Raw genomic sequence first — 19,269 nt, forward strand, 5'->3', positions numbered from 1 at the left:
CCGCCGCCGTGAGCGCGAACCCGCAAGTCCGAAACACGATCAATTCTTCACAGCTGGGGGGCCCCAAACATGATTGACCTGGATCGCATCAGTCCACCCGATCGTCGCAGCAACTATCTCGTCGTCCTGCGGATCGACAATGCCCGCGCGCTTGAGGCCGCTTACGGAAGCGATGTGCTCTGCGCCGCGGTCGAGCATATCCGGCAGGGCGTCGAGCAGTGCCTTGAGCCCGCCGAAGTGGTCGATGTGACCACGCGCGGTCTTACCGTGCTGGCACACGCCGCCGTGATCGCGACGGACTTCGTGCGCACCCAGGTTGACGAGCTGTGCCTGGCACTCAGCACTTCGCCGCTGCATTATGGCGAGGCGGATATCCTGCTGTCGATTTCCGCCGGATACAGCGATCCCAACGAAGACGGCGTCGACCGCCACAGCACCGAAGCGAAGTGGATGGCGCTCCGCCGCCTCAAGGGGGCAGTGGCACCTGCGCTGGCGGTGGTCCCGTGCAACGAGCATGAGGAAATGCGCTACCGGGCCGACATGGCTATCGCTGCGCCGCTCATCATGCGCCATGTCGCGTGCGAGACCTTCTTCGCATGGCGGCCGATCTTCAGCCCGGAGGATCCCTCGATCGTACTGCGGCACGAGGCCCTGCTGCGCTATCCGGGGGAGCGCGGCGAGCAGTTCGATTGCGCACGGCCCTATCGTGCGCTGGTGCGGATCGGCCTTGCCCACTTGCTGGACCGGTTGCTGGTCATTCGGGTTCTTGACGAGTTGGAAGCCGATCCGGAAGCGGAACTCTCGATCGAGATTGCGCTTCAGAGCCTGTCGTTCGACTTGTGCGGCCAGGACAGCGCCTGGACCGAGCTGATGGCCCGGCTGGAGCAGAAGCCCGAACTGGCGCGCCGTCTCGTTCTGGAGGTCCACGAAGCCACAGCCCATTCGCCGCGCGACGACACCTTCACGTTCCTTGGCGTGTTCCGGGCGCTGGGAGGCCGTCTTTCAGTGGCAGGGTTCGGTTCCTGCAGCGCCTCGATCCGCGAGGTGGCGCGGCTGCGGCCCGACACGCTGAAGCTGGACAGCGCCTTCATCCGCACGGCGTTCAGTTCGGGGCTGAGCCGCGCGCGTTTTGCGGATCTTGTCGATCTGGCGCGCTCGCTGACCGCCATCGTCGTCGCCGACGGGGTGGAGACGCCGGACCAGTGGGACATCGTTGCCGAGCTGGGCGTCCAATGGATCGTCGGTGCGCGGCGCAACCGGGCCAGCACCCGGAGAATCTGGTTTAATCCCGTCTACGACCGGCTGGCGGCGGACGACCTGCTCGAACCGCCGGCCCTGAACATGGAACCGGTTCGCCGGGCGGCCGGGACACGCCGCCACTAAGTCACACCAACGAATAGAGACACTGCTCAGGAAAGGATTGGGACATGAATATCGAATCCCTCAAGCGTGCGAGCGACCTGCTTTCCATCGCCCTCGATATCCTCGATGAGAGCGAGGCCACGGTCACTGCTTCGCTGGTGACGAGCGCCATCGACGCGCTCGATTTCGAGAAATTCGAAAGGGAACGCCGGACCCAGCGCGCCCGCATGCCCCGGCGTCTGCCGCTGCCATCGCTGCGCAGCTGCGCCTGATTTCGGGCGCGGTTCGCGCGCCCGGAAAAAAAGTACAGCCAGATAGGCTGCGGTCGGAGGCAAGCCGGATATAGTTGCGGTATGGGATGTGCAGTCCTGCGGATATGTTGGCCACCAGTGGCGGCTTTGGGGGACTGAAATGCAGCGGCGCGGCGAAGTGCTGGTCATCGACGATGTGATTGCGATCGTCGAGGAACTGGTAACCCTGTTGTCGTGGCATGAGGTTGGCGCGCATGGCGCGACCAATCTCACAGATGCCCTCGAAGTCCTGACGGACTGTCCCGAGATCAAGGTCGTCGCGTGCGACGTGCGGCTCGACAGGGAATCCGGACTGGACATCATACCGCGCATTCTTGAGCACCCCGAATTGCGACGCCGGCCGTTCCGCTTCCTTTTCATGAGTGGTGATCCCATGCAGGTTCAACATTTTCCAGCGGCCTCAGAGCACTACATCCTCACCAAGCCGGTCCAGCCCCGGGCGCTTATGCGGGCGATCACGTCGATGCTCGGCCCGGATGCCGATCCGGAATTCGGGAATGATCGCGACGCGCAGGGCGCGCAAAGCATGGGCGCGTCTCCTCGTGTCTGACTGCCCGTCCAATCAGCTCGACAATCCCCACGCGCTGCGCGCGCTGCTTTCGGAATTGAGCGCGCGAACGGCGGGGGAACTGGTTCATGACTTCCGGCTGGACACAGCCAGTTCGACGATCCGTTTCCGGCGCGGCTATCCTGAAACCCATGTCGACGAGGCCATTCGGATCGCTCCCGGTGAGGGGCGCGATCTGGAGGCGCTTGCCGCTTCCGGCGGAACCAGCGCGATCTTGCACCCGCTTGGGGCGGATGGAGGGAATTTGGAAGTTCTCGTGGCCGACAATCGCGGCGGCGCGCATTGGGGAAGGGCGGTTATCCTGCGCGGCGGCCCGGTTCGGACACGCGAAGCGGCGCACACCATCGCTCACGAGCTGCGCCAGCCCCTCTTCACGATTTCGATTGCGGGAGAGCGGCTGCGCTATCTGCTGGCACGGGCCGGCGTGCCGGAAACGGAAGCAAATTCGGCGCTGGAACGGATCGCGGGGCAAGTCGAGCGGGCGCAAATCATTATTGCGCGAACGCTGGGACAGGGCGACCCGCTCGAAGCGGTGGGCACGCGGGGGCCGGCGGATTTGACAGCGACGGCCAGGAGCGCGGTCGGTTTTCTGGAAGGCATGTTCGCACCGGCGGACATCTCGGTCGAGTTTCGCACCGATGGCCGTCCGGCCCGCGTCAATCTCGATGACGTGGCGCTGGAACAGGTTTTCGTGAACGTGGTGCGCAATGCCATCGAGTCAATCGAACGCCGCCGCTATCAGGGATGGGGCGAGCGCGGCCGCATCACGGTGGAGGTCGCGCGCGAGGGCGGCACGGCGCGGGCCACAGTGACGGATAACGGCGCCGGTCTTTCGAACGATCCCGCTTCCATCACGCGCCCCGGCCATCGTACCGAGAGGGGCCGGCGCGGCTCCGGCCTAGGCCTGTCGATCTGCCGCGACATTCTCGCCCCGGTGAACGGCACCGTGCGGCTGGCGGCGGGCGGCGGCGAGGGGGCTATCGTCGAAATAACCGTCCCGATTGTCGATGGCGCCAAAGCCTCAGATATCGTCACGACCTAGACGAATAAGAAAGCGCGTTCCCGTGTTGCCCCAATACTGGCAGCGAAAGTCTCCGGACGCGGCAAGGGCCACATGTTCGACCAGCCAATGCGTGGCATGATCGAGCATCGGCCCTGGCACCCTTTCCCCGTCCTCGCCAAAGCATTGCACGGAAATCACCACGAATGCGGGGCTCAGCCGGGCCATCAAGCGCACTTTACCTTTGCGCTTGGCGCCGTCGGGCGCGGTGAAGCTGGCAAATGCGTTGAGAAGCGCGGCAACCGTCATCATTTCCAGCGCGCCGTGCTGGGTGGGGATCAAATGCTCCAGCCCGTCTCCGGCAAGGTCGATGGAAACGCCATGATGGCGCACATTGGACTTGGTGGCGGCGACCGCGCGTTCCAGCGCACTGCGCACGTTGAGCGTGGTCAATTCACGGTTGCCGTCGCGGCCGAAACCGCGGAACAGCCCCAGAATATAGGCCGCCGTCTCGGTATGGGTTGCAATTCTGGCGACGCGATCGGCAAGATCGGCCTTGCGTGCCGGATCGATGTCGAGCTGTTCGACAATATAGCCCAGATTGCCGTTGGCCATCGAGATCACATTGAGCGGCTGCGCCAGATCATGAAGCATCCCGCTGGTGATCCGACCCAATAGCAAGTCGCGCGCCACTGGCACGAGACCGGCGTCGCCCCAGGTCAGCAGGCGTGCGTCCCCCATCGCCAGATGCCGCGCGGCCCCGCAGCCAAGGTACGCCGCGCAAGGAATGCCGATGATCGAAATCATTGCGCCACCGGAACCCGCAAGCAGAAATCCCGTGGCACGGCAGGCAATCACCAGCGCGAGTGTCAGCACCCATGTCCAGCGTGGGGGTTGAAGCATCGTGGGTAGCAGCCGCCGGGGAATGGCGATTGCAAGGATCGCCAGCCCGAGCAGTATCCAGCATTCGAGCGCGTGACGCGCGCTTTCGTTCAGCAGGAGGTTGAGGCCGAACACAGCGGCGATGAGCGAGAGCTTGAAACGGTTGGTCAGCACCAGCAACGCGCCCAGCGCGGCGGCGGCGGGCATGGCGGCGAAGGGTGCACGATGGACCGTCAGTGCGAAAATCACCGCACCGAAGCCGATGACCGTGGGAAACAGCTGGGTTCCGTCCTCCCAGGCGCGCATGCGCAAGGACAGCGGCGTCAGAAATCGCCGGGCCTTGCCGCCTTCCTGTGGCAGCGGATCGTCGAGCTCGGGCGGCGCAATGTCTTTCTCCCGCTTCGCCGCAAAGGACGCGAGTTCGACCACCGTATTGTCGATGTTTCTCATATTGCGTGCGCTCCCCCAAGTCGACGCGGACCCCCAATGGGCATCATTTGCCGCTTAAGCCTCATTTGCAAGGATCTCTCTTGGTCAAGATTTATGGGGCATTTGCGGCGGCATGGAACAAGCATCGTCTGCCATTTCGATTTTCCGCCGAACGAACATAAGGATCAGGCGCTGTTCTTTTCTGCATTGGCGCGCGAGAAATGCGGAATTGGTTAAAGACAATTCATCTTTGCGCGCCGGAATCGCCGTTAATTGTGCGACGCAACATTATTCTTCCCCATCATTGAGACCAGGAAAACCAGGTAAAAGAACCAATACGGACATGATCGGAAGTACTTTTGCCTCATCGCGCGCGGTCGAGACCCGCGGGTTTGCGGTGCGGACGGCCCGCAGCCGAATGCGGCGTGCCAAAACGCAAATCCGGTAGTCCCCCTCGATGCCCTCGCATCGGCTTCTTCTCCACACGCTGCGGAATCCGAGAATGGATATTGTAGGCACGCAACATCGCATTCCGATCGCGCAAAGTGGGAAAATGATCCGTTTTGGATGCCACGCCGCCGATCGATTTGCGTAAGCGCAAGGTGTTCTGGGGGTGATTGCATGCGCTTGGGTTCTAAAGCGAAGCTGACGATAGGCGTCGGACTCGTGGCGGCGTGCAGCTTCGCCGTCATGGGGCTTCGCGAACTTGGCAGGTCCAGTCAGACCGTGCCCGATCTTGCCGCGCATGCTGCCGCGCAGAATGTGGCGCCTGCCCGGCCCCTGCTGGTCGCAACGACAAGGACGATCACGACCGGCGAAACGATCCGCGCGGATATGATCCGCAACGCGACGGCCGACCTTGCGAAGTTTCCGACCGCAGCATCTTCCGTCGAAGTGCTCGGCAAAGTCGCCACGCATGATATTCCGGCCAACTCACTCATCCCGCGCAGCGTGATCGATCAGGAGACCAAGCTGGCCATTCGCGTGCCCATGGGGATGCGCGCGATCAGCATCGATACGACGGCGGAAATCGCCGTGGCCGGTCTGGTTCGCCCGGGCGACCGCGTGGACGTGCAAGTCGTCTACCCCGGCGAGGATGCGATAAGCGGTGCACGGGGCAGCGGCCGCAGCGAGGCGCGGACTCTGCTCCAGATGGTGCCGGTGCTCGCCGTGGGGGATGTCGTGGTGGGCACGCCGCCGCACGCAGGCATCGCGTCTGACGTGAGCGCGCCGCCCCCGCCCGCGCGGACCGTCACGCTGGCACTTTCGCCGGAGCAAGTGTCCAGGCTCTCGCTCGCGAAGAACACCGGTGCGCTTTACCTCTCGCTGCGCAATCCCAGCGATCAGGCTCAGGTCGAGCTGGCGGCAGAAGAAACGCCGCGATCGCTGGCGCCATCGGCGCTGCGTTCCATCGCGCCCGTCAGAGCGGCACCGAAAATTGTCCAGAGAACGGCCGTGCGGCCCGCTCCCCGTCCGGCGTCCAAACCTCACGCCATCGAACTGGTGGTCGGCGGTAACAGCCAAACTATCTACTCAGGGAGTGCGCCGCATTGAAACCCTTCGTGGCCTCCTGTCTTGCCGTTGCGGCGGCATCCTTGTCGGTCTCGCTTCCCGTTTCCCCCGCGCGCGCGCAGGAGGCTGGATCCAGGCGCGAAACGCTCCAGGTCGACGAGAAGCGCACGCTTTCGTTCGCGGATGACATTGGCCGCATCGAGGTCAGCCGCGAAGGCGTGATCGCAGTTTCGGCCCCGACATCCCGTTCGCTGAAAGTGACCGGGGTCGGCGGAGGCGAGGCGCAGCTTACGGTCTATGCCGCCGACGGCAGCGTGCTCGGCCAAACGCTGGTGAATGTGGAGGCCGCGCAGACGGCAGCATCCGGCGGCGGGGCTGGGCCTGCGGGCTTCCGGCCCGGCGAGAAGGTCGTAGCCGTGGATGTCCAGTTTGCCGCGGTGTCCAGTTCCACGCTCCGGGCGCTTGGCTTCAGCTTTTCGAAGCTGGCCGGCGATCTTCAGGGCGCGGTGATTTCGCCCAGCAGCCTGGTCAGTTCTAGCTTTACCAGCACTGGCCTCAGCATCGATGCTACAGCGCCGCTCCAGAGCGCGTTCAACCTTTTCCTGTCGGCGCCCAATCGCGGGATCGGGGCGGTACTCAGCGCGCTGTCCTCCAACGGGCTGTCGCAGCTTTTGGCCCAGCCCACGTTGCTGGTGCGTTCGGGCGAGCAGGCCAGCTTCCTGGCGGGCGGCGAGTTTCCGGTGCCGGTGCCGCAGTCCTACGGCGGTTCGGGCAATACCATCTCGATCCAGTACAAGGAATTCGGGGTGCGGCTGACAGTGACGCCTTTCGTGCTCTCGAAAGACCATATCGTTCTCAAGCTGGCGCCCGAAGTCAGTGAGCTGGACTACAACAATGGCGTCCAGCTTCAGGGCTACACCGTGCCGGGCATCCGTCGCCGGTCGGCGGAGACCACGGTGGAACTGGGCAGCGGCCAGAGCTTCGTTATCGCCGGGCTCAACTACAGCAACAGCTCGATCTCGAAGGACAAACTGCCGCTGCTGGGCGACATTCCCGTGCTCGGTGCCTTCTTCAAGCGGCAGCAGAACCAGCGGGAGCGGCAGGAGCTGATTATCGTCGCGACGCCGCGACTGGTCGAGCCGGACGCCGTCCCGGCGCCGCTTCCAGCATCCATTACGCCGGTCGATCCGACGATGGGCCAGATGATCGTGGGCAATGACGGCGTCGATCAGGCCGTGGGTTCCTTTGGGGTAGTGAGGCGCTGACATGCCGACGATCAATCTTCTCTCCGTCGATCGCACGCTCGAACGCCGCCTTGCCGAAGCCGTGGGCGAACATGTCGACGTCGAGATGATCCAGTCGATGGAGCTGGCCGATCTCTCCGGCCCGGGCATCGTCGTGATCGATCATACATCGGTGCCCGCCGACCGTTCGCTGGCATCCTCGATCGGTCACGTCCTGCACGCCGCGCCCGGGCGCGGCGTGGTCGTGGCGACGGACGACATGTACGCCGATCAGGTGCTGCAGGCGATCCGGGCGGGCGCGGCCGACGTCTTCGCACGCAATTCCGAAAGCAAGCACATCGCGGAAGTGGTGACGCGCCTGCTCAACAATTCGATGACGGCGCAGGGCCGGCTCGGGCGTCTCACACTGGTCCTCGGCACAGATCAGGAAGCCATGGCGATGCTGGCTACCGACATGGCGCTGGCCTACAGCCTGAGCGACGCCGCCAGCCTGCTGGTCGACTGTACGCTGCCGTCGAGCACGGCTGAGGCCTATCTCGATCTCAAGGTCGATTACGGTCTGGCCGCCGCCGTTTCCGACATCGACCGAATGGATACGAGCCTGCTGTCCGACGCGCTGGCGCGCCATGAGGCGAGCGGACTGTCGCTGCTGACGTTCGACGGCGGCACCGGTGCCGAACCGGCCGGCATCGGTCCGAACGACATCGTCGGGCTCATTCAGTTGCTGCGGGCCAATTTCGAGCATGTGGTGCTTGGCGCGGGCAGTCTGAAGCATGCCGGGCTCCTGCGCGAACTCGCTTCGCAGGCCTCGGCCGTGGAAGTCGTCTGCAGCCAGTCGATCCGCGAACTCGATGCCTGCCGCCGCTTGCTGGAAAAGGTGTCGCTCGACACCGCGACGGCGACGCGTGTGCGGTTGATCGTCTGGGACCACGATCCCCGGATCTTGTTGGACGGGCGCCGGATGGCTGATGTGCTGGGGATCGATGCGGTGATGGGCATCCAGACCGACCGCGTTCGCGCGCGCAATGCGCTCAATGCCGGCAAGCCGATGATGCTTGATCGCGACGGCGGCGGCTATGCGCAGGCGATCCGCCGGGCCTGCAACATCGCAGCGCCGGTAAAGGGCGCGCGGGTCGGCATCGACCGGATGCGCCGCGCGGTTCTGCGTCTGGTGGAGAAGTCCGCATGAGCCTGCTTACTGCCGACGACGCAATCCTGCGCCATGCAGGCGGACAAGGCCGCGCGGCGGTGGCCCAGCCAACGGCCCAGCGGATGAGCGACTCCTATCAGGCGGTCAAGGCGCTCACTTGCCAGCAAGTGATCGACCAGCTCGAAGCGCAGGGCGTGACGGCCGAGGCGCTCGACCAGCGGGTGCTTCGGCAGGAGATCGAACAGGTCATCAGCAGCCGCAGCCGGCGCGGCCAGCTTGCGCTCAACAGCGCCGAGCGGCTCGTGCTGATCGAGGATGTCGAGGACGAAGTAGTCGGCCTCGGGCCGCTGGCGCCGCTCCTGCGCGATCCCGCCATCGACGACATCATCGTCAATGGCCCGCACACGATTTACGTCGAACGGGCGGGGATGCTCGAACAGGTCGAGACGCGCTTTCGCGACGACGGCCATCTCATGAACATCATCCAGCGGATCGTCGGCCCGATCGGTCGCCGCGTGGATGAGGCGACGCCGTTTGTCGATGCGCGTCTGGCCGATGGGTCGCGCGTCAATATCGTCATTCCTCCCATCGCGCTCGATGGCCCGCTCGTTTCGATCCGCAAGTTTCGCCTTCAGGCGCTGACGGTCGAGGACTGCGTCAACAGCGGCGTAATGAGTGTGCCGATGGCGGCCTATATTTCGAGCGCGGTGCGCTCGCGGCTCAATATCCTCATTTGCGGCGGAACGGGTGCGGGCAAGTCCACGCTGCTCAACGTCCTGTCGGGCTGCATCGGCGACCGCGAGCGGCTGGTCACCATCGAGGATGCCGCCGAGCTGCAATTGCGCCAGAACCATGTCGTGCGCCTCGAAACGCGGCCGCCCAGCGTGGACGGCAGCCGCGAAGTTAGCGCGCGCGATCTCCTGCGCAACGCGCTGCGTATGCGCCCCGACCGTATCATTCTGGGCGAGGTGCGCGGCACCGAGGTCGTGGAAATGCTGCAAGCCATGTCCACCGGGCACGACGGGTCGATGGCAACGCTTCACGGCAATTCTCCGCGCGACGCACTTGCCCGACTGGAGATGCTGCTGGGCTTTGCGGGTCAGCAAAGCGACATCCGCGCGCTGCGCCGCTTCGTGGCCAACAGCGTCCACGTCATCGTCAACATCCAGCGGCTGGCCACTGGCGCGCGTCGGGTGACGTCGGTGACGGAAGTGACAGGGGTGGAAGGCGACGCCTATTCGCTCAACGAACTGTTCCGCTTCGACGAGCAGCCGCCAATGTCGGGCGAGGGCGCATTCCAGACGCTCTCTCCGCGTCCCTATCATGCCGCACGCCTGCGCGATTTCGTGATGCCCACTGCGGCAGGATCGAAGCGCGGCGGCGAAGCGTCCGGGATCGCCGCATGGTGAGGGCCGCCGCCTATCTCGCGCTGGCGCTGGTGGTTCTGGGAATCATCGCCTTTTACCTCCTGGTCGAGCGGGCGCGCGGGCTCGCCGCCATCGATCGCCGGCTGGGACAGATGGCGGGGCCGCACCTTGGCACGGTCCGGACGATCGTGCCGATTTCCGTTCCCGAACGCGTCGCGCCGCTGCTGGCGCAGGCGCAAGTCGAAATGACTTTTCAAGGTCTACGCAATCTGGCTCTGGCGGGATTGGCGATAGTCGGCGTCGTGCTGTTTCTTGCCGGGCCGGTAGCGGCGCTGGCGCTGCTCGCGGGGATTCCGTTCTGCGCCTGGTCCTGGCTTCAGGCCCGCGCCCGCAAGCGCACCGAGGCGCTGACCGAGGCTTTGCCGCTCTACCTTGACGGCGTGCGCCAGCTTCAGGCCATCGGCAATTCGCTTTCGCAAGCGCTCGAACGGGCCTTGGCCGATGCGCCTGAGATCGTGCGCAGCTACTTCGCCGGCACCGCGCGGCGGCTGGAAATGGGCGCGCCGGTCGGTGAAACCATGCAGCAGCTTGCTGATCGCCTGCGCATTCCGGAAGTTTCCATGCTGGCCGCTGCGATCCGCACCAATCTGCGGTTCGGCGGCTCGCTCGGCGCGACATTGACCAATCTTGCCGCCATCCTGCGTGAACGCGTGCGGATCCGCCGCGAACTGGCCGCCGCGACTTCCGAGGCGCGGATCAGCTCGCGGGTGCTGATCGCGATGCCCCTGCTTGCCATGATCCTGCTTGTGGCGACGAACCCTGCCTATATCGACTTCTTCATTCACGATGCGCGCGGACAGAAGCTGTCGGTGATGGCGATCGGTTTGGAACTGATCGGGATCGTCGTGGTGAGCCGGATGATGAGGCTTGCGTTCTGATGGCCGCGCTGCTCCCGCTCATCCTATTTTCGCTGTCGCTTGGCGGCGTGGTGGTCGCTTGCGTCGGCTACCGGCTGCTGCGGATCGACGCGCGGCTGCGGGAGCGGGTGCACGGCAATGGACTGCGCCAGACACCGGCCGGCCGGCTGCCGTTTCGCCTGCCGCGCCTGTTCAACATCCGTGGGCGGGACCGCGACGAAGTCGAGAAGCGTCTGCGCAAGGCGGGCTATTTCGATCCGTCCGCGATCGAGGTTTTCGCATGGCTGCGCGTGGCTGCTGCCCTTGCCGCCGCGCTGGTCAGCATGGCGGCCTGCATGGCCGCCACCGGCAACCCGTTCACACCCATCTTCCCGACGTTCGCCGCCGCCGGCGCGACCTATATCGGCGCCAAATATGTCCTGCAAATGCGGGCCAACGCCCGTGAGCGGATCCTTACCGCCGAATTTCCCTTCCTGCTCGATCTCATGCTGATGATGCTGGAGAGCGGCGTCTCGCTCGACCAGTGCTTCCGGGCGATCGCGCGCGATGAGCAGGTGGCGGTCCCCAACCATGCCCGCCTTGTGGGCATGCTGGTCGACGATCTCGATCGCGGGCAGGACTATCAGGTCGCGTTCGACCGCTGGGCCACGCGCGTGGCGGTGAACGGCGCGCGCGAACTGGCCACGGTGTTCCGCCAGTCGCTGTTCCACGGCATGGAACTGGTGCCTTCGCTCCGCGAATTCGTGCGCGAATTTTCGCAGCGGCGCGTCGCCCGCGCGCGCGAGGCGATTGGCGCCGTGACCGTGCGGATGGTCATTCTGATGCTGGTGTTCTTCATGCCCGCGCTTTTCATCGTGCTGGCAGGGCCACCGGTTGCGGCGATCCTCGATACCTTGCGGAGTTCGGTCCCATGATGCGCAGTAGACTTGCAGCCAGGGTTCTGGCGCCGATCCTTCTTGCGAGTATCGCCCATCCCGCATCCGCCGCGGAGCACGGCAACCCGGCCGAAGCGTTGGCCGATCCGGGCGACCAGGGTTCCACCCGCACGCTCTATCTCTCGTTGATCCGGCAGGCACGGGTCGACGGGCGGTCGCGCGCCGCGCTGGCCTATCTCGACGATTTCGACCGCCAGTATCCCCGAGACCGCGAGGCGCTGGTGCTGCGGATCAATTGCCTGCTCGATCTTGGCCAGACCGAAGAGGCGCGTACTGCGCTGAAGCGCATTCCGCCGAACGACCGCGACGGACAGGTGCTGGAAATTCGCGGCCACGTTTCTGCTGCGCTGGGCGATTGGGCGCAGGCGTCGCGCGACTACGGTGCCGCGCTCGATGCCAGCCCCGCCAACCCGTTTGTCGGCAATGCACTGGGCTATGCGCGGCTGCGGTCCGGCCAACCGCAGCGGGCCGTGGAAGCGCTGAAGGCTGCCCACGATCTGGCGCCGAACGAAACGGTGATCCGCAACAACCTTGCCCTTGCGCTGACGGTGGCGGGGCGCGGAGCGGAGGCGGAAACCCTGCTTTCCGCCGTGCGCGACGTGCGGTCGCGGGGAGAGATCCGCAGCCAGATCGCCAGCGAGGCGGCGCGGCTGGCGGTTCCCGCTTCGGCAGGTTCCGCAACCGAAACGGGGAGCGATCATGGCTAGTCTTCGTCTCCGCCGGGCGCGCGAACGGTCAGGGCCCGAGGCCACCGGAAAGGCTTGCCGTCGCTTTGTGCGTGCGCTCGCGAAGGACCAGTCCGGCATGATCGGCCCGGCCGTCGCGGCGATGGGCGTGATGCTGCTGGGGGCGGCCGGGCTCGCGCTCGATACCGGGCTCTATTACCTCGGTAACCGCGACCTTCGCACCGCGACCGAAGCGGCCGCGCTTGCGGCGGCCATGAACCCTCTCCAGGGCGAGGCGCGTGCCCGCGATTACCTGACGCGCAACGGATACGATGCCTCCGTCCTCAAGTCGGTAACGGTCGGCCGGTACTGCGCGGACGCGGCGCTCGGCAGCGACGATCGCTTCGATCCCAGCTTCAATCGCTGCCCCGGCAACGGCCAGGCCACCGCTGTGCGGATCGTCACGGGCAAGGCAAGCCGGCGCTTCCTGACCGGCGTGCTCGGCTCTGCCAGCCCGATCCCCGACCTTGCCGCCACGGCCACCGCCGCGCGGATCGACGAAGCCGGCATTGGCGTCACATCGGACGTGCTGACCGATGTGGTTTCACCGCTGCTGACTCCCATCACCACGCCGCTTATCTCGACGCTCAACGGCGTGCTAGGCTCCTTGCTGGGCATTCCGATATCGCTGGGCAAGACGGACATTCAGAGCCTGATGCAAGGCAATGTCAGTGCGGGCCTGTTCTTCGACAGCCTCGCCAGCAAGGAGGGCTTCACCGGCACATACGGCGAACTGGTGAGCAAGTCTCACGGGCTGAAGGACATTGCCTCAGCGGCGGCCGACGCCGCCTCGACACCGGAGACGAAAGCCGCCCTGAACGCTTTCGCGGGGCAAGTCAGCAATAACTACAGCGTGCCTTTCAGCGGCCTGTTCGGCCTTGGCGTGTGGAAGAACATGCCCGTGGGCGGCGCCGACGAACCGCCGACACTGCGGGCGGGCATGAACGCCTACCAGCTCATCACTTATGCGGTCCAATCGGGACCGACTGCCATCGATCTTTCCACGGCGATAAACCAGTTGCTGCCTGACAGCACGGTGAAGATCGGGATGGTGTCGAGCGGTTCGGCCGACCGACCCCGGTTCGCCTTCGGACCTGCGGGCGAAACGCAGGTCGGCACGTCTGCCTTGCGGATCGGGATCCAGATCAACCTTGGCGTTCCCCCGGTCCTCGCCGGCTTGGCCTCGATTCAGGTCCACCTTCCGGTCATCCTCGACGTGGCGGCGGCGCAGGCGGAAGTGACCGGGATAAACTGTGCCAACACGGCCGAGCAGGCGCGCGACACGACCGTTACCGTCCATGCAAGGTCGGGGCTGGTCAATGCCTATATCGGCGATGTCTCGGCTTATGATCCGATGGCGAAATCGATGCCCGTAATGCGCGCGGCGGATATTCAACAGACGAATATCGTAAGCATTTCCCTGCTTGGTAGTCCCATTCCCATCAGTGTGAAGGGCCGGGCCATCGCGCAGCCGGTCACCGGCTCCGGGGCATCGGATGCAACGCTGACATTCGGGCCGGGAGTCGGCAGTCCCACGCAGCCTGCGAGCCCGCGGACGATCGGCAATAAAGTGCAGATCGGCCAGACCGTGAGCGACCTCACCACCAGCCTGCTCGGGTCGGACGGACTCGACATTCAGATCGGTCCACTGGGGTCTCTTCTTCAACTCCTGGGCCTGTCGAATATCACCGGCTCGGTCCTGCCGACTGTCGTGAAGCCTGTAACCCAACTGATCGGAAACACGGTCGATCCGCTGCTTACCAATGTGCTGGCGGTACTGGGCGTTCAGCTCGGCACGGCCACGGTCTGGACCACTGGCGCACGCTGTGGAGTTCCTGTGCTCGTCTGATTTTCACCGAGCCGGCGCCGCGCTTGCCTCCATGCGGCGCCGGAATTTTCAAGGAGGACAAGGGGAGTAATCCAATGAAGGATGCTGTTCTCAAGTTCCTGATCCGTCTCAAGACCGACGAACAAGGGCTCACTGCTGTCGAGTATGCCGTTCTGGGCGCAATTGTCGTTGCTGCCATCACAGGAGTAGGCACGTCTTTTAAATCCAGCCTCAGCGCGGCTTTCACAGCCCTGTTCCCTTCCTGATCAGGAGACCCGCGTGATGCGCATGTCAGCCGGAACTCTTGGACGACTGCTGAGATGCACGAGCGGGATGGCGGCGCTGGAGTTTGTATTCATTGCTCCGGCGCTGCTGCTCCTGGCCTTCGGGATCATCATTTACTCGATCTATTTCAGCGCCATGATCGGTGTCAGCCAGGCCGCGTCGGAAGGCGCGCGGGCTGCCGTTGCCGGTCTTTCGACCGGTGAGCGCACGAGCCTTGCTCAGGCGCGCGCGGCAGCCGTGATGAAAAACTACAGCGCGATCCTGGGCGGAGGAAGCGATCCCGTGATCTCCGCCGGTGCCGACGGTACCGGCGTCTTCAAGGTTCAGGTGAGCTACGACATGAGCAAGAGCCCGATCATGCGCTACGGCAACATGGTGCCGCTGCCTTCGCCGAACCTGACGGCGAGCGCTTCGGTCACCAACGGAGGCTATTGAAATGGGCGGCTATGAATACCTGCGTCTGGCGGCCCTGATTCTGCTGGTGCTGCCGGTCGTCGTGCTTCCATGGGAGGGGCGCAGGCCGCCCGGCATTCTTTATGCGGCCATTGCGTTTGGGGGTATCGCTTTTGCCTTCTTTCGCAATGGGATAGAAGGTGCAATCTTGGCCGCTGCGTCGGGAACGATTTGCCTTATCCTGATATCGGCAGTAATCGCGGCGCTCCGTTCCGGGACGGGCCGAATCATATTGACCGGAGGCCAGATTAAACTTCTGTCATCGGGCGCCATCTGGCTCGGCGCGGCAGGAGCATTGGCTATGATAGTGTTAACCGGGACTGTTCTATTCGGTCTCGGAGCAATTTATAGATCGGACAGATTCGCTCGTCGTCCCGATACAGGTGCTATCGCCGCCGCCGCGATACTTTGCGTTGGATTTGGACAACTGATGATTCTTGCTTAGGTCAAGCTTCGGAGGTCTTCGCCGAACATGAACGAAATGGTACCGAACTGGCGGACTAGACTAGGGGCGATCCTCAATCCTTCCGGTACGCCCACTGCACTGCCTGCCCAAGAAGAGATCGTGGACAATACTCCGGTAGAAACCGTTCTGATCGTCGATGACGATGTGGATTGGTGCGAGGAGTGCGCCTTCAGCCTGCGGACGATGGGCTATGCCCCGCTTGTTGCAAACAGCGCGCATGAGGCGGAAAGGCTCTACGCCAACCACGACGTTTCCATCGCGATCGTCGATTTCAACATGCCCGGTCAGGACGGGATATCGCTGATCTACGACCTTTCGCAGAGCGCGGAGCTCCGCGGGCAGCGCCTTCAGTTCATCATGGTGACCGGCTATGCCAGCAAGGATGTCGCGATCGACGCCATGCGGGCCTCGGCGGTCGATTTTCTGGAAAAGCCGGTTCAGCAGGCCGATTTGCGCCGGGCGTTGCAGCGTACCAAAGGGCTGCGCGATACGCCTGCCGCGCGCGGGGACCTGCTCGGCAAGATCAGCAACCTGAGCCTCGAACTGCGCAGTCTGGCGCAATTGCTCGACGAGCCCACGGCGCGGGGCAGCGGCAGCGAAGGCCCTATCGGCCCCGCGCAGGCGGAAACTGCCGACCGGCTGGAGCGGGACCACGAGCCCGGCGAACTTGCCGCCTATATCCGCGAAATCCTGCGCAAGGAGAGCAAGCGGCGCGAGATCGGCGGCGGCGAGCTGTTCGGCGATCCGGCTTGGGAAATGCTGCTTGATCTGCTGCTCGCCAAGATCGAGGGCCGCCTCGTGGCCGTCTCCAGCGCCTGCATCGCATCCGGCGCGCCGATGAGCACGGCCCTGCGCCTCGTGCGTCGCCTGGTCGCTGAAGGCGTGCTGTTCCGCCTTCCCGACGAACATGACCGGCGACGGCACTTTCTGGCCATCAATCCGAAGCTGGAACAGCCGATGATCGGCTATCTTTCCGAACAGTTGCGGGCTCGGAAGGCGATCGCAAATCAATAAGTTAATCCGGTTTGGCGGGGATCTCTCTTTTCCGCCATGACGGTCTGCCCTAGGTATCGTCGTCCGCGCCGTTGATGGTGCGGCCGGATTCGGGCTGCGGAGGTCCCATGCTTGCGCGCATCGTTGCCATTCTGGCTTTGCTCGTGGCCGGCCCGGCTCTGGCCGACGATCTTTCCGGCCAGTGGGAGCTGCGTGCAGGCGGCGTGGCGATGCTGCGCTTCGAACTGCACCCTACCCCCGAGGGCTGGAAGGGTACCTGGCAGAGGCCGGACCATTACCGGACGGAGGGCTTCAGCTTCTCGAAGATCACCGGGCCCGCAATTACGAGCGATGGGTCGGGGGAGGCCCAGGCCAACGGGGACGTCGCATTGCAGTTCGACGATCCGCATCCGCATTCAAGACCGGATCGGGTGCGATTTCGGCTGATCGATCCGGCACATGCAAAAGTGGTGCTGGACGGCGGAATGACGCTGCGCCTGTCTCGTTCGACCGGCGGCCCGATGGGGCCGTGGGACTCGGCGCGGACCTATCCGATCGATGTTACACGGACGACCAATCCGGAGATGACGCGCATCTTCAAGGCGGACCTGTCGGACCGCAAGCACGCATCCGACGGGACCGCTGTACGTGCGGTGGATGGTCGCAGGGCGCGGACGCAGCAGCTTCTCGATGCCGGCGCGCTCGACTCGGGCGAGGATTTCGAGCACGCGGCCGCAGTCTTCCAGCATGGCGAGGCGCCGGGCGATTACCTGAAGGCACATCTGCTGGCGATAGTCGCGGTGGCGCGCGGGAGGCCGAGTGCTCTGACAATCGCTTTGGAATCGCTGGACCGCTATCTGGCGAAAATCGGTCACGCGGATGCGCCGAGCACTGGGTCCCGGTGGGCGAGTGCGGGGCGCAGCGCTTCGGGCGATATCGCAAGAGCAAGCAATCCGGAGATGACGGCGATCTTTGAGGCGGACCAGTCGGAACGCAAGGCTGCGTCCATTGACTGGACTGTCTTGAGCAAAGCAGATGAGCGGCGCCGGTCGCGGACGCAGGAGCTTCTCGACGCCGGTGCGCTCAACTCCGGCGAGGATTTCGAGGGCGCGGCTTTCGTCTTCCAGCATGGCGATGCTCCCGACGATTTTCTGAAGGCGCATCTGTTGGCCACGACTGCGGTGGCGCGCGGAAGGCCGGGTGCGGTGTGGATCGTCTCGGCAACGCTGGACCGCTATCTGGAGAGAAGCGGGCTCCCCCAAGTGCTGGGTACGCAATTCCAGTCGGTAGCAGACGGGCCAATGACGCAGGACCCCTATGACCGCACTTTCGCCTCGGATAGCTTGCGTGAGGCGCTGAATGTCCCCTCGCTGGCCGATCAGGAGGTGCAACAGCAGCAGTTTGCGCAAAGGGCAAGGCAACAGGCTGCCCAGCGGACTCAGACCCATCCCGCGCCGCAGGGGCAAACGGCCGGGAAATAGTTTGCGCTGCTCGTCGTAAGTGCAACTCATTCGTCGAAAGGCGCAATTGACGAATGCGTCCGTCCCGCTTAGCCGCGCAAATGCGGATTCTTCCCCCCACAAAAGAGCCGCGTCTGCCGAAGATGGCAGATGACAGGCGCGCGAACGACGCGGGCCGCCCGACGAGGACGATCGAATGAGTCTGACGGCCGCAGCTGTCGCATTGATGCTAGGTTCCACGGCTCCCGAAGCTGGAACCGTCGCGGCCATCGATCCCGTCGCCGCGCCGCAGATAGCTATGCCGCCGCAGGCAACCGTATTGGCGCAGGTAACTCCGGTGCCGCAGGCCACGGATGCGACTGTGGCTCCGCCAGTCTCGCTTGCTTCCAATCAAGCCGCCACAACAGCAACAGCAACGGCAACCGAACCGCCGGTGGATGCGGCTGCACCAGTATCGGCGGCCGCGCCCGACGTTTCCGCCCCTGCTGCCGCGCCCGATGCCGCGTCTGGCCCGCACACGCAGGGTTCGGAAATCCTCGTTACGCATCGCAAACGGCCGCCGCCGGGCGATCCGATGGAGCGCGTCAACGAGCAGTCGTTCAAGGCTGTGCAGGCTGTCGACAAAGCCGTGCTGGAGCCGGTTGCCACGGTGTACAACAAGGGGCTGCCCCGCCCGGTACGGCAGGGCCTGCGCAACTTCTTCACCAACCTCGACGAGCCAGTGATCTTCGCCGCCTATCTCCTTGAGCTAAAGCCCGGCAAGGCGATGGAAACGGCCGGACGTTTCGCCATCAATACGACGCTGGGCATAGGCGGAATCGTCGACATCGCCAAGCGTAAGCCCTTCAACCTGCCGTATCGCCCCAATGGCCTTGCCGATGTGCTGGGCTATTACGGTGTCGGGCCCGGCCCGTACATGTATCTGCCGCTCATCGGCCCGACGACGGTTCGCGACGTGATCGGCGATTCCGTCGACAATCTTTGGGGCCCGGCGGTATTGGGCAAGCCGTTCTCCAAACCGGAAGTGGCCGCGCCCATGACGGTCGTCAGCGAACTGGGCGAGCGGGCGGCATTCGATGAAGAGATCCGCAAGATCCGCAAGTCGGACAACCCCTATGCGACCTATCGCGAACTTTACCTGAGGCAGCGCAAGGCCGAGATCGACGCTCTCCATGGGCGCGTCACGGAGCCTGTTGTGCCGGTCTACGGTCCCGGTATGCGTACTGCCGGTGGCAAGAAGGGCGAGCAGAATGCCGTGCCGGATCCGGCCGAGAAGCAGGCGCCGGTGTCCGCTCCAGTGACACAGGAACCGGTGCAGAAGGACGACAAGGGCAGCGATCCGCGCTGAACCGGCATCAGGCGGCAAGGGTTGGTTGAATGCG

The 19,269-nt window shown here is 64.5% G+C and carries 19 protein-coding genes; 18 read left to right on the top strand and 1 reads right to left on the bottom strand.

The genetic code is table 11. From position 1 onward, the window contains the following. The first annotated feature begins 69 nt into the window (after positions 1-69). From AC1VVM_RS24180 to AC1VVM_RS24195, 4 genes are all read left to right on the top strand, one after another. The gene (locus AC1VVM_RS24180) at positions 70-1,383 is read left to right on the top strand and encodes an EAL domain-containing protein (RefSeq protein WP_482956771.1); all 1,314 of its coding nucleotides are present in this window, start codon (positions 70-72) and stop codon (positions 1,381-1,383) included. Between the two features lie 44 nt (positions 1,384-1,427). After that, positions 1,428-1,634 carry a hypothetical protein gene (locus AC1VVM_RS24185; protein ID WP_132391603.1) on the top strand — a complete coding sequence of 69 codons (207 nt, stop codon included), beginning with the start codon at positions 1,428-1,430 and terminating at the stop codon, positions 1,632-1,634. Positions 1,635-1,773: 139 nt separating this feature from the next. Beyond that, the gene (locus tag AC1VVM_RS24190; RefSeq protein WP_482956772.1) at positions 1,774-2,223 is read left to right on the top strand and encodes a response regulator; all 450 of its coding nucleotides are present in this window, start codon (positions 1,774-1,776) and stop codon (positions 2,221-2,223) included. Next, positions 2,216-3,283: a sensor histidine kinase gene (locus tag AC1VVM_RS24195; protein WP_482956773.1), complete on the top strand. Its 1,068-nt coding sequence runs from the start codon at positions 2,216-2,218 to the stop codon at positions 3,281-3,283. Before AC1VVM_RS24190 ends, AC1VVM_RS24195 begins: the two co-directional genes overlap by 8 nt. On the opposite strand, the gene AC1VVM_RS24200 is transcribed toward AC1VVM_RS24195, so the two are convergent. Next, positions 3,263-4,573, bottom strand: a complete 1,311-nt coding sequence (locus tag AC1VVM_RS24200; RefSeq protein WP_482906226.1) for a sensor histidine kinase — start codon at positions 4,571-4,573, stop codon at positions 3,263-3,265. The two genes, AC1VVM_RS24195 and AC1VVM_RS24200, sit on opposite strands and share 21 nt — an antisense overlap. A gap of 600 nt (positions 4,574-5,173) precedes the next feature. On the opposite strand from AC1VVM_RS24200, the gene cpaB reads away from it, so the two are divergent. From cpaB to AC1VVM_RS24270, 14 genes are all read left to right on the top strand, one after another. Beyond that, the gene (gene cpaB / locus AC1VVM_RS24205) at positions 5,174-6,106 is read left to right on the top strand and encodes a Flp pilus assembly protein CpaB (RefSeq protein WP_482956774.1); all 933 of its coding nucleotides are present in this window, start codon (positions 5,174-5,176) and stop codon (positions 6,104-6,106) included. Next, positions 6,103-7,329 (top strand): type II and III secretion system protein family protein, encoded by a 1,227-nt coding sequence (locus tag AC1VVM_RS24210; RefSeq protein WP_482956775.1) that lies wholly within the window; start codon positions 6,103-6,105, stop codon positions 7,327-7,329. Before cpaB ends, AC1VVM_RS24210 begins: the two co-directional genes overlap by 4 nt. 1 nt (position 7,330) lies before the next feature. After that, complete coding sequence (locus AC1VVM_RS24215) at positions 7,331-8,497, top strand: CpaE/TadZ family protein (RefSeq protein ID WP_482906229.1); 1,167 nt, start codon at positions 7,331-7,333, stop codon at positions 8,495-8,497. After that, positions 8,494-9,867, top strand: coding sequence for a TadA family conjugal transfer-associated ATPase (locus AC1VVM_RS24220; protein WP_482956776.1), 1,374 nt, complete (start codon positions 8,494-8,496; stop codon positions 9,865-9,867). The genes AC1VVM_RS24215 and AC1VVM_RS24220 overlap by 4 nt, the downstream gene beginning before the upstream one ends. Next, positions 9,861-10,763, top strand: coding sequence for a type II secretion system F family protein (locus tag AC1VVM_RS24225; protein WP_482956777.1), 903 nt, complete (start codon positions 9,861-9,863; stop codon positions 10,761-10,763). Before AC1VVM_RS24220 ends, AC1VVM_RS24225 begins: the two co-directional genes overlap by 7 nt. Next, positions 10,763-11,656, top strand: coding sequence for a type II secretion system F family protein (locus AC1VVM_RS24230; RefSeq protein WP_482956778.1), 894 nt, complete (start codon positions 10,763-10,765; stop codon positions 11,654-11,656). The genes AC1VVM_RS24225 and AC1VVM_RS24230 overlap by 1 nt, the downstream gene beginning before the upstream one ends. Further along, positions 11,653-12,384, top strand: a complete 732-nt coding sequence (locus AC1VVM_RS24235; RefSeq protein ID WP_482956779.1) for a tetratricopeptide repeat protein — start codon at positions 11,653-11,655, stop codon at positions 12,382-12,384. The genes AC1VVM_RS24230 and AC1VVM_RS24235 overlap by 4 nt, the downstream gene beginning before the upstream one ends. Next, complete coding sequence (locus tag AC1VVM_RS24240; protein ID WP_482956780.1) at positions 12,377-14,251, top strand: pilus assembly protein TadG-related protein; 1,875 nt, start codon at positions 12,377-12,379, stop codon at positions 14,249-14,251. Before AC1VVM_RS24235 ends, AC1VVM_RS24240 begins: the two co-directional genes overlap by 8 nt. Before the next feature lie 74 nt (positions 14,252-14,325). Beyond that, positions 14,326-14,496: a Flp family type IVb pilin gene (locus AC1VVM_RS24245; protein WP_482956781.1), complete on the top strand. Its 171-nt coding sequence runs from the start codon at positions 14,326-14,328 to the stop codon at positions 14,494-14,496. A 16-nt stretch (positions 14,497-14,512) separates the two neighbouring features. Beyond that, entirely contained in the window at positions 14,513-14,950 is a 438-nt protein-coding gene (locus AC1VVM_RS24250; RefSeq protein WP_482957371.1) for a TadE/TadG family type IV pilus assembly protein, read from the top strand. A 1-nt stretch (position 14,951) separates the two neighbouring features. Further along, positions 14,952-15,413, top strand: coding sequence for a hypothetical protein (locus tag AC1VVM_RS24255; RefSeq protein WP_132391577.1), 462 nt, complete (start codon positions 14,952-14,954; stop codon positions 15,411-15,413). A 27-nt stretch (positions 15,414-15,440) separates the two neighbouring features. After that, a complete protein-coding gene (locus AC1VVM_RS24260) occupies positions 15,441-16,448 on the top strand; it encodes a response regulator (RefSeq protein WP_482906238.1) in 1,008 nt (335 codons plus the stop codon). A 107-nt stretch (positions 16,449-16,555) separates the two neighbouring features. Next, positions 16,556-17,908: a hypothetical protein gene (locus tag AC1VVM_RS24265; protein ID WP_482956782.1), complete on the top strand. Its 1,353-nt coding sequence runs from the start codon at positions 16,556-16,558 to the stop codon at positions 17,906-17,908. Between the two features lie 175 nt (positions 17,909-18,083). Beyond that, the gene (locus AC1VVM_RS24270) at positions 18,084-19,235 is read left to right on the top strand and encodes an MlaA family lipoprotein (RefSeq protein ID WP_482956783.1); all 1,152 of its coding nucleotides are present in this window, start codon (positions 18,084-18,086) and stop codon (positions 19,233-19,235) included. Positions 19,236-19,269 lie beyond the last annotated feature (34 nt).

Source organism: Novosphingobium sp. BL-S-33 (genome assembly GCF_056857025.1).